16 protein-coding genes are annotated in these 15,861 nt (G+C 71.4%); 8 read left to right on the top strand and 8 right to left on the bottom strand.

Translation table 11 applies throughout. The features are described 5' to 3' along the window. Window positions 1–16 precede the first annotated feature (16 nt). Window positions 17–1,534, top strand: coding sequence for a glycerol kinase GlpK (gene glpK, locus PLL68_RS07990; protein ID WP_324533246.1), 1,518 nt, complete (start codon window positions 17–19; stop codon window positions 1,532–1,534). A gap of 1 nt (window position 1,535) precedes the next feature. Here the strand turns inward: glpK and PLL68_RS07985 are convergent, their stop codons facing one another. Together PLL68_RS07985 and PLL68_RS07980 are read right to left on the bottom strand one after the other, a co-directional pair. Beyond that, window positions 1,536–2,558 carry a serine hydrolase gene (locus PLL68_RS07985; RefSeq protein WP_324533245.1) on the bottom strand — a complete coding sequence of 341 codons (1,023 nt, stop codon included), beginning with the start codon at window positions 2,556–2,558 and terminating at the stop codon, window positions 1,536–1,538. Continuing rightward, the gene (locus PLL68_RS07980) at window positions 2,558–3,601 is read right to left on the bottom strand and encodes a DUF2332 domain-containing protein (protein ID WP_324533244.1); all 1,044 of its coding nucleotides are present in this window, start codon (window positions 3,599–3,601) and stop codon (window positions 2,558–2,560) included. Before PLL68_RS07980 ends, PLL68_RS07985 begins: the two co-directional genes overlap by 1 nt. A gap of 54 nt (window positions 3,602–3,655) precedes the next feature. Here PLL68_RS07980 and PLL68_RS07975 point away from each other — a divergent pair, with 54 nt between their 5' ends. Beyond that, a complete protein-coding gene (locus PLL68_RS07975) occupies window positions 3,656–5,161 on the top strand; it encodes an aminopeptidase P family protein (protein WP_324533243.1) in 1,506 nt (501 codons plus the stop codon). A 107-nt stretch (window positions 5,162–5,268) separates the two neighbouring features. Here PLL68_RS07975 and PLL68_RS07970 read toward each other — a convergent pair whose 3' ends face one another. The 3 genes from PLL68_RS07970 to PLL68_RS07960 form a co-directional block, all read right to left on the bottom strand. After that, window positions 5,269–6,009, bottom strand: coding sequence for a PIG-L deacetylase family protein (locus tag PLL68_RS07970; protein WP_324533242.1), 741 nt, complete (start codon window positions 6,007–6,009; stop codon window positions 5,269–5,271). 9 nt (window positions 6,010–6,018) lie between these two features. Beyond that, window positions 6,019–6,573, bottom strand: coding sequence for a YflT domain-containing protein (locus tag PLL68_RS07965; RefSeq protein ID WP_324533241.1), 555 nt, complete (start codon window positions 6,571–6,573; stop codon window positions 6,019–6,021). 74 nt (window positions 6,574–6,647) lie between these two features. Continuing rightward, the gene (locus PLL68_RS07960; protein ID WP_324533240.1) at window positions 6,648–7,844 is read right to left on the bottom strand and encodes an acyl-CoA dehydrogenase family protein; all 1,197 of its coding nucleotides are present in this window, start codon (window positions 7,842–7,844) and stop codon (window positions 6,648–6,650) included. Window positions 7,845–7,961: 117 nt separating this feature from the next. Between PLL68_RS07960 and PLL68_RS07955 the strand changes: the two genes are divergently transcribed. The 3 genes from PLL68_RS07955 (at window position 7,962) to PLL68_RS07945 (ending at window position 11,480) form a co-directional block, all read left to right on the top strand. Beyond that, window positions 7,962–9,356, top strand: coding sequence for a cytochrome P450 (locus tag PLL68_RS07955; RefSeq protein WP_324533239.1), 1,395 nt, complete (start codon window positions 7,962–7,964; stop codon window positions 9,354–9,356). Window positions 9,357–9,547: 191 nt separating this feature from the next. Then, window positions 9,548–10,402: a serine protein kinase RIO gene (locus tag PLL68_RS07950; protein ID WP_324533238.1), complete on the top strand. Its 855-nt coding sequence runs from the start codon at window positions 9,548–9,550 to the stop codon at window positions 10,400–10,402. A 28-nt stretch (window positions 10,403–10,430) separates the two neighbouring features. After that, window positions 10,431–11,480, top strand: coding sequence for a Gfo/Idh/MocA family protein (locus PLL68_RS07945; RefSeq protein ID WP_324533237.1), 1,050 nt, complete (start codon window positions 10,431–10,433; stop codon window positions 11,478–11,480). 39 nt (window positions 11,481–11,519) lie between these two features. Here the strand turns inward: PLL68_RS07945 and PLL68_RS07940 are convergent, their stop codons facing one another. Continuing rightward, complete coding sequence (locus PLL68_RS07940; RefSeq protein ID WP_324533236.1) at window positions 11,520–12,080, bottom strand: L,D-transpeptidase family protein; 561 nt, start codon at window positions 12,078–12,080, stop codon at window positions 11,520–11,522. Here PLL68_RS07940 and PLL68_RS07935 point away from each other — a divergent pair. Further along, window positions 12,070–12,498, top strand: a complete 429-nt coding sequence (locus PLL68_RS07935; protein ID WP_324533235.1) for a hypothetical protein — start codon at window positions 12,070–12,072, stop codon at window positions 12,496–12,498. The genes PLL68_RS07940 and PLL68_RS07935 overlap by 11 nt on opposite strands. Before the next feature lie 111 nt (window positions 12,499–12,609). Here PLL68_RS07935 and PLL68_RS07930 read toward each other — a convergent pair whose 3' ends face one another. Both PLL68_RS07930 and PLL68_RS07925 read right to left on the bottom strand, forming a co-directional pair. After that, window positions 12,610–13,482 carry an HpcH/HpaI aldolase/citrate lyase family protein gene (locus tag PLL68_RS07930; protein ID WP_324533234.1) on the bottom strand — a complete coding sequence of 291 codons (873 nt, stop codon included), beginning with the start codon at window positions 13,480–13,482 and terminating at the stop codon, window positions 12,610–12,612. Continuing rightward, window positions 13,479–14,564 carry an HpcH/HpaI aldolase/citrate lyase family protein gene (locus PLL68_RS07925; protein WP_324533233.1) on the bottom strand — a complete coding sequence of 362 codons (1,086 nt, stop codon included), beginning with the start codon at window positions 14,562–14,564 and terminating at the stop codon, window positions 13,479–13,481. Before PLL68_RS07925 ends, PLL68_RS07930 begins: the two co-directional genes overlap by 4 nt. Before the next feature lie 94 nt (window positions 14,565–14,658). On the opposite strand from PLL68_RS07925, the gene PLL68_RS07920 reads away from it, so the two are divergent. Together PLL68_RS07920 and PLL68_RS07915 are read left to right on the top strand one after the other, a co-directional pair. Beyond that, window positions 14,659–15,231, top strand: a complete 573-nt coding sequence (locus PLL68_RS07920) for a hypothetical protein (protein ID WP_324533232.1) — start codon at window positions 14,659–14,661, stop codon at window positions 15,229–15,231. Between the two features lie 37 nt (window positions 15,232–15,268). After that, a partial coding sequence (locus tag PLL68_RS07915) for a PRC-barrel domain-containing protein (RefSeq protein WP_324533231.1) occupies window positions 15,269–15,861 on the top strand: 593 nt, incomplete at its 3' end.

Here is a 15,861-nt window from a genome sequence, read left to right as displayed (position 1 = left end):
CGACTAGGCTTCCGCCATGGCGGACTTCATCGGCGCGGTCGACCAGGGCACGACGAGCACGCGGTTCATCGTCTTCGACCACGACGGGATGCCCGTCGCGAGCCACCAGCTCGAACACGACCAGATCCTTCCCCGCGCCGGGTGGGTCGAGCACAACCCGCTGGAGATCTGGGAGCGCACGCAGACCGTCATCGGCAGCGCGCTGACCAGCGCTGGCCTGGCCACGAGTGACCTCGCTGCGATCGGGGTGACCAACCAGCGCGAGACCGCCATCGTGTGGGACCGCCGCACGGGTCGTCCCTGGTACAACGCCGTCGTCTGGCAGGACACCCGCACCGACTCGATCGCCAAGGCGCTGGATGCCGATGGGCGAGGCGACGTGATCCGGCGCAAGGCCGGTCTGCCCCCGGCCACGTACTTCTCCGCGGGCAAGGTGCAGTGGCTGCTCGAGAACGTCGAGGGCCTGCGCGCCGCCGCCGAACGGGGCGATGCCCTCTTCGGCACCCCCGACACCTGGGTCGTGTGGAACCTCACGGGCGGGCCTGACGGCGGCATCCACGCCACGGACGTCACCAACGCCAGCCGCACGATGCTCATGGACCTCACGACCCTGGACTGGGACGACGAGCTGCTCGGCTTCTTCGGCATCCCCCGGGCGATGCTGCCGAGCATCCACAGCAGCAGTGACGCCGCCGCGTACGGGGTCACGACCGGCGACCGCAGTGGCGCGGCCGGCGTGCGGATCACCGGTGTCCTCGGGGACCAGCAGGCGGCGACCGTCGGTCAGGTGTGCTTCGAGCCGGGCGAGGCCAAGAACACCTACGGCACCGGCAACTTCCTGCTGCTCAACACCGGCGAGGAACTGGTGCGCAGCAGCAACGGCTTGCTGAGCACGGTGGCCTACCGCTTCGGCGACGCCAAGCCGGTGTACGCCCTCGAGGGATCGATCGCCGTGACCGGCAGCGCCGTGCAGTGGCTGCGCGACCAGCTCGGCATCATCTCCGGTGCCTCCGAGGTCGAGTCGCTCGCGGCATCCGTGCCGGACACCGGCGGGGTCTACTTCGTCCCGGCGTTCAGTGGGCTGTTCGCCCCCTACTGGCGAAGCGACGCCCGCGGCGCCATCGTCGGCCTGTCCCGGTTCAACACCAACGCCCACGTGGCGCGCGCCACCCTCGAGGCGATCTGCTACCAGTCGCGCGACGTCGTCGACGCCATGGCCGCCGACTCCGGGGTCACACTCACCACCCTCAAGGTCGACGGGGGCATCACCGCCAACAACCTGTGCATGCAGTTGCAGGCCAACATCCTCGGGGTGCCGGTGTCCAAGCCGGTCGTGCCGGAGACCACGGCCCTGGGTGCCGCCTACGCTGCGGGGCTGGCCACCGACTTCTGGTCGGGCACCGACGAACTGCGAGCCAACTGGGCCCAGGCGCGACGATGGGAACCGCAGTGGAGCGACGCCCAGCGCCGCGACGGGTACGCCGGGTGGCAGAAGGCGGTCGAGCGCACCTTGGGGTGGGTCGACGTCGAGTGACTCAGGCGAGGCCGTCGGCCATCGCGCTGTGGCAGATGTCGGCCACCTCGTTGACGGTGCGCCGACCATGGCTGAACCCTGCGGTGCTTCGCGACAGGATGCTCAGCACGTAGTCCCGGTCCGCCCCGCTCACCCACCCTGTCGAGTTCAGGCGATAGCCGTCGGGCAGGGGGCCCCAGCCGTTCTTGGCCGCCACGTGGACCTTGCGTGACTCCGGGGCGAAGACCCCCCAGCGTTGCTGGGGCACCACGTCGGCCATGAGCATGCGGGCGATCGTGCGGCGCCCCCCGTCGAGCACCCGATCAGAGGACAGCACCGCATCCACCATGAGCGAGAGGTCGCCGGGGACGGTTCGCCAGAAGCCCCACCACCCCGAGTCGATCTGGGTCTTCGTCATCCCGACGAGCCCGGCGACCCGCTCGACCTCATCGCGCCCCACCTGGGCGAGCAGGGTCTCGGTGGCCCCGTTGTCGCTGCGGGTGATCATCCGCGTGGCGAGGTCGCGCTCGCGCTCGGTGAGCTCCACCTCGGCCTCCTGGGCCTGCCGGAGCACCGTGGTGAGCACCAACACCTTGATGGTGCTGTAGCAGTACCCCTCGCTCGCCTCGTGACGAAAGCTCTGCCCCCGGCGCAGGTCCACGATCTCCAGCCCCAGCCGCCCGCTGCGTCCCGACAGGTACTCCTCGAGCCGGTTGGCGAGCTTGGGCGCCTCCACCGGTGAGGCTTGGCCCCCTGGAACACCTGAGGCGCTCGCAGTCGCACTGGGCGAGGGGGATGCCGTGGCACCGGCGGGTTCGCCGGCCGACCCGTCGACGGTGGTCGGCCCCGCCGTCGTCACCATCGCTGGGGATGCGACGGCATCGTTGGTGAACAGTTCGCGCACCCCGAGGCCCAGCACCCCCACCCCGAGGAGGGCTCCACCCCCGACCACCAGCCGGCGCCGGGCGATGACCTCGGGCGACGGCCGCCGCGATCGCTGGATGCCGGCCCGTCGCGGGTCGCGAGGGCGCTGCGGAGCAGTCATCAGGACCAGCGTACGGGCGGGCCGTGGTGATCGCCGACACCGAGGACCTCACCGTCGAGCTCCACCCGGGGAAGCCCGGGCGACCCGCTCCCCGAGGCCGCTGCCCAGTCGTGCTCGAACGCGACGTGGGCGAGCGGCATCCGCCCTCGCGCCACCCGAACCGCGTCGTCCACGGCGGCGGTCTCCTCGGCAGGCCAGTACATCCGGGTGACGGAGTGCCACACCACGGTGAGGACGCCGTCAGGCACCGGCTCGGCGAGCCGCTCGGCCACCCACTGCGAGGCCGGGGCCCGGTCGACGACGACCGGGTGCTCCCTCGCGACCGTGAGGGCCGCCGTGAGTCGTGCGTGGCGCTCACGCTGCCACGGCCACACGAAGGAGGTCAGGTACTCGCCACCCTCGGCAGACGAGGTGTCGACCGGGGCCAGGTCGCATCCCCGCCGCTCGACGACCTCGAAGGACTCCGGCCGGAACCCCTCTGCACCACATCCGGGCACGACGAGCGTCGCCTCGACCGGGCCCGCCGACCACCCCTCACCGACGAAGCGGTAGCGGTCGACGAGCAGCCCGAGACCTCCGGAGGCTCCGGGTTCGAGGAGTCGGACCCGGTTCAGCCCGCTTCGGTGCACCGCGTCGGACACGCCGATGAGCAGGGCGAGGGTGCGGGCCGGTTCGTTGGTCTGCGGTGCCACCGCGAGGCTGGAGCGCAGCTCGTCACGGCGCGCCAGCAGCACCGGCCGCACGGCATCCCACGCGTCGCGAGGGTCGAGGTCACCGCCCAGCGCGGGGTAGAACCCCTCGAGCTGCGGGGCCTCGCCCCGCAGGACGATCCTGAAGAGACCGGCGAGCATCCGCAGGTGCGGCATCAGCTGCGCCGGTGCGTCCTGCCAGCCATCGAAGATCTCGCGGGTGACTCCGCCGGCTTCCCAGTCGTCGGCCATCCGTGCGAGGAGCGCCGCGTAGAGGTGGTCCTCAGGGCCGAAGTGTGCCCGGAAACGGTCGGCGAGCGCCTCACCCGCGACATCCACGACGCCCTGACCCATGGCAGCAGGCTACGACGAGAACGCAGCGCGTCCGGCCCGTGGGAGCATGGTCGGGTGAGTGAGGAACAGCAGCAGGCAGACAACCGCGCCCGGGCGACGACCGACGAGTTCCGGGCCTTCGTCCGCGACGGGTGGGCACCACGTCGCCCCACCGTGACCGGGCCGAGCCCCGCGGCTGCCCCGGCGGCGGCTCACCGGGCACTGATCAGCGCGGCGTACCCCCGCCAGCGGCTGATCATCCCGGCAGGTGGCCTGAAGGTGCGCAGCAACGACTGCGACTACGTCTTCCGCCCGCACACGGCCTTCGCCTGGCTCACCGGGCTCGGCGCGGACCGTGAGCCCGATGCCGTCCTGGTCCTCGAACCCGTGGCCGGCGCCGACGGCACTGACGGCGGTCACGAGGCGGTCCTGTACTTCCGGCCGCTGGCCGACCGCGACAGCGACGAGTTCTTCGCGGACTCGCGCTACGGCGAGTTCTGGGTCGGCGCCCGACCCTCCATCGCCGACATCGAGCTCGAGCTGGGCCTGACGGCCCGCCACATCGACGAGTTCCCCGCGGCGGCATCCAAGGATGCCGGCGAGGTCACCGTGCGCGTCGTGCGCGACGCCGACCTCGCCCTCACGGCACAGCTGGATGCCGCTCGGGTCGAGAACGGAGCGGAGCAGGAGGGCCTGAAGGAGAGCGACGCCGCGCTCGCCCACGACATCTCCCACCTGCGGATGTGCAAGGACGACTACGAGATCGAGCAGATGCGCGCCGCGGTCGCCGCGACGCACCACGGCTTCGACGCGATGGTCGCCGAACTCGCGACGGCAGCCACGGTCGAGCGCGGTGAGCGGTGGCTCGAGGGCACCTTCGCGCTCCACGCACGCCACCGCGGCAACGGCGTCGGTTACGACAGCATCTGCGCGGCCGGGGACCACGCGAACACGCTGCACTGGATCAAGAACACCGGCGAGGTCCGCGAGGGCGACCTCGTGCTCATCGACGCCGGCGTCGAGGTCGACTCCCTGTTCACGGCTGACGTCACCCGCACCTTCCCGGTCTCCGGGACGTTCACCGACGCCCAGCGAGAGATCTACGACGCCGTGTACGCCGCCCAGGAGGCCGGCATCGCCGCGGTCAAGCCCGGCAACAAGTTCTCCGACGTCCACGCAGCAGCGATCCGGGTCATCGCCGAGCACCTGCACGCCTGGGGGCTGCTCCCTGACGGCGTCTCGGTCGAGGACACCCTGGACAAGGAGCACGGGCAGTACCACCGCCGCTGGATGGTGCACGGGACGTCGCACCACCTGGGCCTCGACGTGCACGACTGCGCCCTCGCGACGCGTGAGGAGTACATGGATGCCGAGCTTCGCCCCGGCATGGTGCTCACCGTCGAGCCCGGCCTGTACTTCAAGTCCGACGACCTGCTCGCCCCCGAGCGGTTCCGCGGCACCGGGGTGCGCATCGAGGACGACATCCTCGTCACGCAGGACGGCTGCGAGAACCTCTCGGCGGGCATGCCGCGCAGCTCCGCCGACGTCGAGGCCTGGATCGCCCGCCTGCGCACCTCCTGACTTTTCCTCCCCATGAGGCAAGCGCGAGGTTCGCAAGGGATGCATTCCCGTGCGAACCTCGCGCTTCCCGGGTGAAGCCCGCGCGGAGCGGTCAGAGTGTCGTGCGGTCAGCCCCGCCGGATGACGTCGAACAGGGCCGCGTGCTCGACGCCGGCCGCCTGGCCCCCACCGCCGAGAACCATCTGGAGCAGCGCCCGAGGCTTGGGGAAGTCCTCCGGGAGGGCGTCGTTGTAGGCCGCATGGGCCTCCAGTGAGTGCACAGCCGCCTCGAAGTGCTCGCCTGAGACGTCCACGAAGTGGGTCGGGGAGCTGCTCGCAGCCACCGCGAGCGCCTTGACCCCGCCCCACGGCTCCAGCCCCTCCTCGGCGAGGGAGGTGTGCAACCACCGGTTGCCGGCATCCGCGACGGCATCCAACGTGGCCAGGCCGACCGCGCGGTGGTCTGCCTGGTTGACCATGCCGGTGCCGAACCGCTCGTCCCACGTGGTGGTGACGACGAGGTCGGGGCGCTCGCGACGGATGGCGCGGGCGATGGCGCACCGCAGCGCAACTCCGTACTCGATCGCTCCGTCGGCGAACCCGCCGAACTCCACGACATCGACGCCGACGCGCCGTGCACTCTCGCGCTCCTCGGCCTCGCGGACCACTGCGGCCTCGTCAGGGTGCATCGTGTCGATACCCGCCTCGCCGCGGGTGAGCAGGAAGTAGCTCACGGTCGCGCCCTCGGCAACCCATCGGTGGACGGCCGCAGCCGTGCCGTACTCGATGTCGTCCGGGTGGGCGACGACGCACAGGACGCGGGCGAACTCGCCCTCGAAGGGCTCGAGGTGGGGGCGTGCGTCAGTCATGGGGCCAAACTACGCCTCGTCGGCGCGAGCCCGCTCGGCTTCCTGCGCCCGGCGTACCTCCTGCATGGCGGCGCGCATCGGGTCCATCTCGGTGAGCAGCTCGCGGCCGCGTTGCACGTGCTTGTGCTCGCAGAGGACCTCGTACTTGGCCGCCACGACCTGGCTGACGGAGGTGAAGTCGCGCTCACCCCGGGTGAGGCGGTACCCCACGGCTGCCCAGACCATGCCGAAGAGTGCACCGAAGGCAACGGTGCTGACGACGTTGAGGATGTTGAACCCGCTCGGGTCGAAGAGAGCGAAGATCGTCCCGACGAACAGACCCAGCCACGCGCCGGACAGGGCGCCCGCGCCGAGGACCCGACCCCGGGTGAGGCGCCCGGTCACGCGCTCGAGCTGCTTGAGGTCGGTGCCGACGATGAGCACGTCCTGGACGGGGAACTCGTTGTCGGAGAGGTAGTCGACCGCCTTCTGGGCCTCCTCGTAGGAGTCGTACACGCCCAGGGACATCGGGTACTGGAGCGAGAGAGCGGCCCGCAGGCCGGGGCGCATGGGCTGGCTGGTCATGTCTGCCATTATCCCCCGGACAACGGCCCTGCCTGCCCACGGGCCCGGCCGTGCCGACCTCCTGACCTTCGCGCTCAGCGGGCCTTGTAGTCCTCGAGCAGGCGGCGACCGATGATCATCTTCTGGATCTCGGCCGTGCCCTCGCCGATGAGCAGCATCGGTGCTTCGCGGTAGAGCCGCTCGATCTCGTACTCCTTGGAGTAGCCGTACCCGCCGTGGATGCGGAAGGACTGCTCGACGACGTCTGCGCAGTTCTCCGAGGCGAGGTACTTCGCCATGCCCGCCTCGAGGTCGTTGCGCTCCCCGGCATCCTTGAGCTTGGCGGCCTTGACCATCATCTGGTGGCTGGCCTCGACCTTGGTCGCCATGTCGGCCAGGCGGAAGAGGATCCCCTGGTGCTCGGCGATCTTCTTGCCGAAGGTCTCGCGCTGCTGGCTGTAGGCGATGCCGAGCTCGAACGCCCGGCGCGACAGGCCACAGGCCCGGGCGGCGACGTTCACGCGGCCCACCTCGACCCCGTCCATCATCTGGTAGAAGCCCTTGCCGGGCACTCCGCCGAGCAGCTGCGCATCGGTCGTGCGGTGCCCCTCGAAGATCAGCTCGGTCGTGTCGACGCCCTTGTAGCCCATCTTCTCGATCTTGCCCGGCACGGTGACGCCCTGCGCGGTCTCCCCGAAGCCGGACTCCTTCTCGATGAGGAAGGTGCTCATGTTCTTGTAGGGGCTCTCGCTCTCACCGAGGTCGGTGCGCACGAGCACGGCGACGAGGTTCGAGGACCCACCGTTGGTCAGCCACATCTTCTGGCCCGTGACGATCCACTCCTCCCCCTCTCGAACGGCCTTGGTGCGGATCGCCGCGACGTCGGACCCCAGCCCGGGCTCGGACATCGAGAACGCTCCGCGGACCTCGCCGGTCGCCATCCGGGGCAGGTAGCGCTGCTTCTGCTCCTCGGTGCCGTGCTGGAGGATCAGGTAGGCGACGATGAAGTGCGTGTTGATGATGCCGCTGACCGACATCCAGCCCCGCGCGATCTCCTCGACGACGAGCGCGTAGGTGAGCAGCGACTCGCCCAGGCCGCCGTACTCCTCCGGGATCATCAGGCCGAAGATCCCCATCTCCTTCATGCCCTCGACGATGTCCGTCGGGTACTCGTCGCGGTGCTCGAGCTCGGTGGCGACGGGCAGGATCTGCTCCTCGACGAACTCGCGCACCAGCTTGATGAGCTCGTGCTGTTCCTCGGAGAGGCCGTCCGTGGTCTGGAGTCGGGACATGCGTGATCGCCGCCTTTGGCTCGGGATGGGTCTGCCCACCGAGTATGCCGTCGGGTTGGCCGACGCTGACCGCTCAGCCGGTGTGAGACCAACCACCTCCGGGTCGATGATGGAGTCATGGCAGCCCGTGCTCCCGCCCACCCGCACGGTGGCCACCCGCCCACCGTCGAAGGTCGCCTGCGGCCTGCCCTGGCCCTGCGCCGCAACGTCGTGGAGTTCGCGCAGCGGTCCTGGCAGGAGCACGGGGACGTGGTGCGCATGGTGGTGGGCCCCCGCGGACTGGACCGCGAGATGTGGTGGCTGCACCACCCCGACGCAGCAGCCAAGGTGCTCTCGGGCGCGTCCTGGCGGTCCTTCGCCAAACGTGACCAGGTCTACGACGAGATCGCCACCTGGCTCGGGCGAGGGCTGCTCGCCGCTGAGGGTGAGGACTGGACACGACAACGCAGGGTGCTCCAGCCGGTGTTCACGCACGCCGCGGTCAACGACTACACCGACCTCATGGTCGAGGAGATGGAGTCGGTCATCTCAGGGTGGCCCGTCGCCGCCGCCCCAACCCCGGTCGACCTCGGCGAGCGGATGCAGCACCTCACCCTGCGCGTCGTGCTGCGGGCACTGTTCGGTGAGTCCGCGTCGGACGCGACCCAGCGCGTGCGCCGTTCCTTCCCCGCTCTCTCCGCCGCCATCATCTCCCGCGGCCTGACGCCCCTCCGCCTGCCGGCCGCCATCCCGACCGCCGGGGTTCGGCGCGCCCGAGCGGCCCGCACCGACCTCGTCGACCTCGTGGACGCCATGGTCGAGGCCCGCCGCAGCGGTCGCACCACCGGGGGCGACGACCTCCTCGGCCACCTGCTCACGGCGCGTGACGGCGAGCGCCTGCTCTCCGACGGGGAGGTGCGCGCCCAGGCCCTGGTGTTCCTCCTCGCGGGGCACGAGACCACGTCCAGCGCCCTGACCTACACACTGCACCTGCTGGGTCGTCATCCGGACGTCCAGGACCGCCTGCGCACCGAGGTGCACGACGTGCTCGGGGAGCGGCGCCCCTCCGCCACCGACGCGGCATCACTCCCCGAGACGACGGCGGCGCTCAAGGAGGCCATGCGCCTCTACCCCTCGGCGCCGGTCCTCGGTCGGCTCGCCGTCGAGGACGACGAGATCATGGGCTACCCCGTGGCGGCGGGTACCTCCGTGGTCGTGGCGCCGTGGACCATCCACCGCCACCCCGACTTCTGGGTCGATCCCCTGATCTACGACCCGTCGCGCTTCACGACGAACGGACCTCGGCCGCAGCCGGCACACCGCTATGCGTGGATGCCGTTCGGTGGGGGTCCACGGGCGTGCATCGGCCAACACTTCTCGATGGTCGAGTCGGTGCTCGCCCTGGCGCTGATCCTGCGCAGCCACCGCGTCGCCCCGACGAGGTCCACCGACGCCGACCACCTGCCGGTCGGCGCCCACCTGACGCTCGTCCCCACGACGCCGGTGCTGGCCACGCTGTCCCGACTCCCCTGACCACGCGATCGCCATGACGCGGGAAAACCAGTGGCGACCGGCGCCGGGGGTGCGGCACGCTGGGAGGTGAGCACACGGCATCCGCCGTCGCTGAGCACCAGACCCTGATCCGGAAGAGGAGGCCGACATGTCGACGACTGTCCGGGCCCACACCGAGCCCCTCCTTCCCTCTCTCGATCAGGAGCACCCCCGTGGCACACCAGCCGTTCCACCTGCCGGCGAAGCAGGAGCTCTTCGCCACCGACACCTCACCTGACGCCCCCACCGAGGGCGAGCGCTGGTCCACCTGGGACGGCGCGACCCACGGCCCGAAGCCGCGCCCGTCCTGGGTGATCACCGACCTCGGCGCCGTCGAGGCCGATCTCGGCGTGCTGAAGACCGGCAAGGAAGCCGACGTGCACGTGCTGCGCCGGTGGGTCCCGGGCACCGAGCGCAGCAGCACCATGGCCGCCAAGCGCTACCGCAGCGGCGAGCACCGCCTCTTCCACCGCGATGCCGGCTACCTGGAGGGCCGGCGGGTGCGCAAGAGTCGGGAGATGCGTGCGATGGCCACCCGCACCGAGTTCGGCAAGCAGCTCATCTCGGGGCAGTGGGCCGCGGCCGAGTTCAGCGCGCTCGGCACCCTCTGGGCCCTCGGCCTGCCGGTGCCCTACCCCGTGCAGCTCGACGAGACCGAGATGCTCATGGAGTTCGTCGGTGACGTCAGCGGCCCGACGCCCGTGGCCGCCCCCAGGCTCGTGGCGACCAGGCCTGATCCCGACCTGCTCGCCGACCTCTTCGAGCAGCTGCGTACCGCCGTGCTCACGCTCGCGCACCACGGGTGGGCCCACGGCGACCTGTCGCCCTACAACGTGCTGCTGCACGACGAGCGGCTCGTCATCATCGACTGGCCGCAGATCGTCGACGTCATCGGCAACCCGCAGGGCTTCGACTTCCTGGCGCGCGACGCGACGACGATGGCGACGTGGTTCGCCCGGCGTGGCCTGGACGTCGACGCCGGTGAGTTCGTCGGCGACCTCGTGGCCGAGGCGACGTCCCGCTTCTGAGGTGGGCGGACGGCATACGATCAGCCGCATGTCGTCCGCCCCCGCTGCCCCCGCAACCCTCGCCGCGTCCACGGTTCCCGACCCGATGGACGCCCCGGCGATCCGCTGGGGCGTCCTCGCCCCGGGCGGCATCGCCAACACCTTCGCGGATGCCGTGGCCACGGGCACGCGGTCGCGCGTCGTCGCCTGCGGGTCGAGGTCCCTGGATCGGGCCCGGGAGTTCGCGCAGCGCCACGGGGTCGAGCGCGCCCACGGGTCGTACGCCGACCTCGTCGCCGACCCGGACGTGGATGCCGTGTACGTCGCCAGCCCGCACAGCGAGCACCACGAGCACGCCCTGCTCGCCCTGCGGGCCGGCAAGCCGGTGCTCGTCGAGAAGGCCTTCACCCGTAGCCTGCGCGAGGCCGAGCACGTCTTCGACGCCGCGCAGGCAGGTGGCCTGCTCACGGCCGAGGCGATGTGGAGCCGCTACCTGCCGCACTACGACGTGATCGCCCGCACGGTCGCCGCCGGCACGTTGGGTGACGTCGTGGTCGTCGAGGCCGACCACGGCCAGCTGCTCTACCCCGACGGCCCGGCGCGCCTGTCCCAGCCCGAGCTCGCCGGTGGGGCCCTGCTCGACCTCGGCGTCTACCCCGTCTCCTTCGCCGACCACGTGCTCGGCAGCCTCGCCGACGTGACGGCGCGTGGCGTCCTCACCGACCTCGGGGTCGACGCCACGACGACCATCGACGGCCGCGGCCCCTCCGGGGAGCTCGCCCGGCTGTGGTGCTCGATGGCCGCGGCCACCGCGTGCCCCGCACGCGTGGTCGGCACGGCCGCACGGCTCGAGATCTCGGGCGTCTTCTACGCGGTCGACAGCCGCGTGCGCCTCGTGGCACCGGACGACACCGTCCTCGACGAGTTCGTCGCACCGGTGCTCGACCACGGGTTCCGCTACCAGGCCGCGGAGTTCGCGCGGGCCCTGGCGGCGGGGCGCACGCAGACGTGGTCGATGCCGTGGGACGCCACCCGTCGCGTCATGGCCACCATGGACGAGACCCGCCGTCAGGTCGGGGTCGTCTACCCCGGCGAGTGACGCCTCACCGGGGCGTCAGCGCACGAGGTCGCCGGGGCGTCAGCGCACGACGACCGTGCTCCCGATGGGCATGAGGTTCTTGTCCCAGATCATGTTGATCGCCGCGTTGCTCAACCGGGCGCACCCGTGGGAGGCCGGCCACGGCGGGATGTTCGGCGAGCCGTGCACGGCGATGCCGCGGTAGAAGAAGCGAGGGCGCCACAGCTGCCCCAGCGAGTTGGTCAGCGGCCCGTCGACCCCGCGGTAGACCTTGAAGGTCCCCTTCGGCGTGACGGCGATGGCCCGGTTGCCCGAGGTGGAGGTGTACTCCTCACGGTTGCCCGTCGAGGTGTTGAGGATCGTCCTCACCGTGCCACCGCGCACGACGAGCAGCAGCTGGCGGTCCAGCACGATCTCGACCCCGTTGCCGGACAGGGTCGCCCGCGGTCGGATGCCGTCGGCGAGCGCCTTGGCGGTCTTGGGGCCGACCGAACCATCACGTGAGAGGCCGGCAGCCTTCTGCAGGGCGAAGACCGCCTGCTGGGTGAGGGCACCGAAGTGGCCGTCCGGCGTACCGAGCCAGTAGCCGAGCTCGGTGAGCCGCTGCTGGGTGGCCAGCACCTTGGGCCCCCGATCACCCAGCCGCAAGGTGGTGCGCGGCTTGGCCGTCGGCGACGGGGAAGGGCTGGACTTCGCGGACGGCTTCGCCGAGGGCTTGGGGGACGGCTTGGGAGCCTTCGTCGTGCTCGGCGATGGTTTCGGGGCTGCGCTGGTGGTCGGTGAGGGGGTGGCGGACGACGCGCTCTGCGTCACCGTGGGCACCGGGGTGGATGCCGTCGGGGCGCTCACCGACGGGGCGGCACTGGACACGGACGGCGACGGCGTGTCCGGGGCGACCGACGGCGGGGCCGCGCTGGTCGTGCTCTGCTGCGGTGCGGCCGCGTCGGAGGACCAGGACGCGCCGAGCCCCGCACATCCCCCGAGGACGAGCGCACCCGCGAGGGCCAGACCGGGCGTCGCCGCGCGAACGCTCAGGTGACCAGGCATCAGCGAAACTCCAGACGTGTCGAACCGACCAACGGTGCCAATCATCCCTCAGGTGAGGGCATCGAGGCCGGATTGAGGTCCGACGCGGCGGTGCGCGCCCCCCTCAGGCGCGGTCGGCGATGGCCTGCGCGGTCGCGATGACCTGGCGGGCGATCTCGACGTGCAGGTGCTCGACCATGCGCCCTCGGTGAGTGACGACACCGCTGCCGGCACCGGCATCCCAGGCGGCCACGAGGGCGTGCGCGTCCTCGATCTCGGCCGGTGACGGCGCGAAGACCTCGTTGCACGGCCCGACCTGGCCGGGGTGGATGAGCGTCTTGCCGTCGAAGCCCATGTCAGCGCCCTGGCGGCACTCCGCGACGAACCCGTCGAGGTCGGTGACGTCGTTGTAGACACCGTCGAGGATCGCGACCCCCGAGCGTCGGGCGGCGAGCAGGGCGAGCGACAACGACGTCAGCAGTGGCTCTCGGCCGGGAACGTGCCGGGCCCCGAGTTCCTTGACGAGGTCGTTGGTGCCGATCACCAGGGCAGCGAGTCGAGGTGACGCTGCGGCGATCTCACCCACGGCGAGCACCGCCGCGGGGCTCTCGATCATGGCCCACAACCGGGTGTGCTCGGGTGCGCCGTGCCGCTCCATGGCGGCCACGAGGTCGAGCACCTCCTGCGCCGAGTCGACCTTGGGGACGACGATCCCGTCAGGGCCGGCGGCGCAGGCGGCGGCGAGGTCGTCGTCGTGCCACTGGGTGCCGCTCGCGTTGACCCGGATCGTCACCTCGCGCTGGCCGTAGTCACCCGAGCGCGCGGCCGCGCACGCGTTGTCGCGGGCCGTGGCCTTGTGGTCAGGAGCCACCGCATCCTCGAGGTCGAGGATGAGGCCGTCGACGGGCAGGGTCTTGGCCTTCTCCAGGGCACGCTCGTTGCTGCTCGGCATGTACAGCACCGATCGACGAGGCCGGTAGTCCGTCGCGGCGCTCATGCCTGCGCCCCGGCATCCGTCGTGCCCGCGGCACCGGCATAGAGCGCGGCGAGCTCAGGGTCGTTGGCCGAGAGCCGGTCGGCGAGCTCGAGGATGACCAGGCACTGCTTCAGGCTCGCGTCGTCCTCCATCTTCCCGTCGAGCATGACCGCCCCTGTCCCGTCGCCCATGGCCTCCTTGACCCGCCGCGCGTGCGCGACGTCCTGCGCGCTGGGGCTGAACACGGTCTTGGCGATGGCGATCTGCGCGGGGTGCAGGGTCCACGTGCCGACGCAGCCGAGGAGGAAGGCGTTGCGGAACTGGTCCTCACAGGCGACGACGTCGGCGATGTCCCCGAAGGGGCCGTAGTACGGAAAGATCCCGTGCATCGCGCAGGCGTCGACCATGCGGGCGATCGTGTAGTGCCAGAGGTCCTGCTGGAAGGTGGGGCGGGAGCCGGTGATGTCCCCGCCGACGGGGTCGGCACGCACGAGGTAGCCGGGGTGTCCGCCACCGACGCGGGTCGTCTTCATCCGGCGGTCGGCGGCGAGGTCGGCGGGGCCGAGGCTGATGCCCTGCATCCGGGGGCTGGCACCCGCGATCTGCTCGACGTTCGCGACGCCGCGGGCCGTCTCGAGGATCGCGTGGACGAGGATCGGCCGGGTCAGCCCCGCCTTCGCCTCGAGCTGGGCCAGCAGCCGGTCGACGTAGTGGATGTCCTCCGGCCCCTGCACCTTGGGCACCATGACGACGTCGAGGCGGTCGCCCACCTCGGTGACGAGGGTCGTGAGGTCGTCGAGCACCCACGGTGAGTCCAGGGAGTTGATCCGTGTCCACAGCTGGGTGTGCTCGCCGAAGTCCGTGGCGCGGGCGATCTCGACCAGGCCGGCGCGGGCGGCATCCTTGTTCTCCGCCTTGACGGCATCCTCGAGGTTGCCCAGAAGCACGTCGACCGTCCCGACGAGCTGGGGCACCTTGGCCGCCATCCGCGGGTTGCTGGGGTCGAAGAAGTGGATCATCCGGCTTGGCCGCGCCGGCACCTCCCGCACGGGTACGGGTGCGCCCACCGCGAGGGGCGTGAAGAAGTCCTTGGCGCTGCGCATGCGGGGGTCCCTTGTCCACGAGGTCGGCGAGATGCAGGTCTGGCCGGGACGCTAGCAGCGCCGCCCGGTGGGGCGTTGTGAGAGAGTTCACGGTGTGACGGATGACGCTTCCACGCAGGTCACGCCGGGTGCCCCGACCACCAACGTCACCCGGCTGATCCACGAGGCCGCGAGCAAGTCGGGCCTGCTCTGGATCCGCGTGCCCGGCGCCGGCACCCACCCGGTCTGGCACGTGTGGCACGACGACGGCGACGAGCGCGGCACGGGGCCGGCTGCCTACGTCGTGTCCGGGCCCGGCGAGCAGAGCCTGCCGTGGTTGCCCGACGAGGTGGAGCTGGTCCTGCGCAGCAAGGACAGCGGTGGGCTGCTGCTCAGCGTTCGCGCGACGTCGCGCGAGCTCACTCCCGCGGACGAGGACTGGGATGCCGCGGTGCAGGTCCTGCGCCCTGAGCGCCTCAATGCGGTGGGAGACGTCGCGCAGCGATGGGCCCAGGGGTGCACGATCCACGTGCTCACCCCCCACGGCAGGCTCGTCCACGGGCCCGGGGCGTACCCGTCCGACTCCGGCAGCATGTCGGTCCCGTCCGGGCCGGGGACCACCGCTCGGTGGCGTCCGTGGCACTGGCGCGGCCGGGCCGGCGCCCGCCGCAACACCCCGCCCGCCTGACCGCCTCGGCGGCTCCACACCCCGATAGCCTGTGCCAGTGAGCACGCCGACCCGCGCCTTCGTCGGCCGCCTGACCGAGTTGAGCGTCTTCGACCCCCTCGGTGACCAGGTCGGCCGGGTGCGCGACGTCGTCGTGACGTTCAACGTCGCGCGGACCCGTCCGCGCGTCATCGGGCTCGTCGTCGAGGTGGCCGGCCGGCGGCGGGTGTTCGTGCCGATGACCCGGGTCACCTCCGTCGAGGGCGGTCAGGTGATCACCACCGGACTGGTCAACATGCGCCGGTTCGAGCAGCGCGGGAACGAGACGCTCGTGGTCGCCGAGCTGTTCGAGCGCCCCGTCGAGGTGCGCACCGAGGAGGGTGGGCTGCTCGCGGCGACGGTCGAGGACGTCGGCATCGAGCAGCACGGCTCCCGGGGCTGGAGCGTGGCCCGCGCCTTCGTGCGCACCGGCGCCCCCCGTGGCGGCCTGGGTCGACTGGCCCGCCGGCGGGGTGAGACCAGGCTCGTGGCGATCGAGGACGTCGTCGGGCTGCGCACGTCGAGCAGTGCGCAGAGCGCCGCTCGGCTGGTCGAGGCCTACGAGGACCTCAAGCCCGCAGACCTCGCCGAGGTCATCCACGACCTCACCCC

It is taken from the genome of Ornithinibacter sp. (assembly GCF_035443565.1).
Lineage (GTDB): Bacteria > Actinomycetota > Actinomycetes > Actinomycetales > Dermatophilaceae > Fodinibacter.
This window is presented reverse-complemented; position numbering and strand designations above follow the sequence as displayed.

What these genes read in the sequence shown, in the direction of transcription:
- glpK (WP_324533246.1), top strand. Translation starts at nt 17, where the DNA reads ATGGCGGACTTCATCGGCGCGGTCGACCAGGGCACGACGAGCACGCGG.
- PLL68_RS07985 (WP_324533245.1), bottom strand. Translation starts at nt 2,558, where the DNA reads ATGACTGCTCCGCAGCGCCCTCGCGACCCGCGACGGGCCGGCATCCAG.
- PLL68_RS07980 (WP_324533244.1), bottom strand. Translation starts at nt 3,601, where the DNA reads ATGGGTCAGGGCGTCGTGGATGTCGCGGGTGAGGCGCTCGCCGACCGT.
- PLL68_RS07970 (WP_324533242.1), bottom strand. Translation starts at nt 6,009, where the DNA reads ATGACTGACGCACGCCCCCACCTCGAGCCCTTCGAGGGCGAGTTCGCC.
- PLL68_RS07965 (WP_324533241.1), bottom strand. Translation starts at nt 6,573, where the DNA reads ATGACCAGCCAGCCCATGCGCCCCGGCCTGCGGGCCGCTCTCTCGCTC.
- PLL68_RS07960 (WP_324533240.1), bottom strand. Translation starts at nt 7,844, where the DNA reads ATGTCCCGACTCCAGACCACGGACGGCCTCTCCGAGGAACAGCACGAG.
- PLL68_RS07955 (WP_324533239.1), top strand. Translation starts at nt 7,962, where the DNA reads ATGGCAGCCCGTGCTCCCGCCCACCCGCACGGTGGCCACCCGCCCACC.
- PLL68_RS07945 (WP_324533237.1), top strand. Translation starts at nt 10,431, where the DNA reads ATGTCGTCCGCCCCCGCTGCCCCCGCAACCCTCGCCGCGTCCACGGTT.
- PLL68_RS07930 (WP_324533234.1), bottom strand. Translation starts at nt 13,482, where the DNA reads ATGAGCGCCGCGACGGACTACCGGCCTCGTCGATCGGTGCTGTACATG.
- PLL68_RS07925 (WP_324533233.1), bottom strand. Translation starts at nt 14,564, where the DNA reads ATGCGCAGCGCCAAGGACTTCTTCACGCCCCTCGCGGTGGGCGCACCC.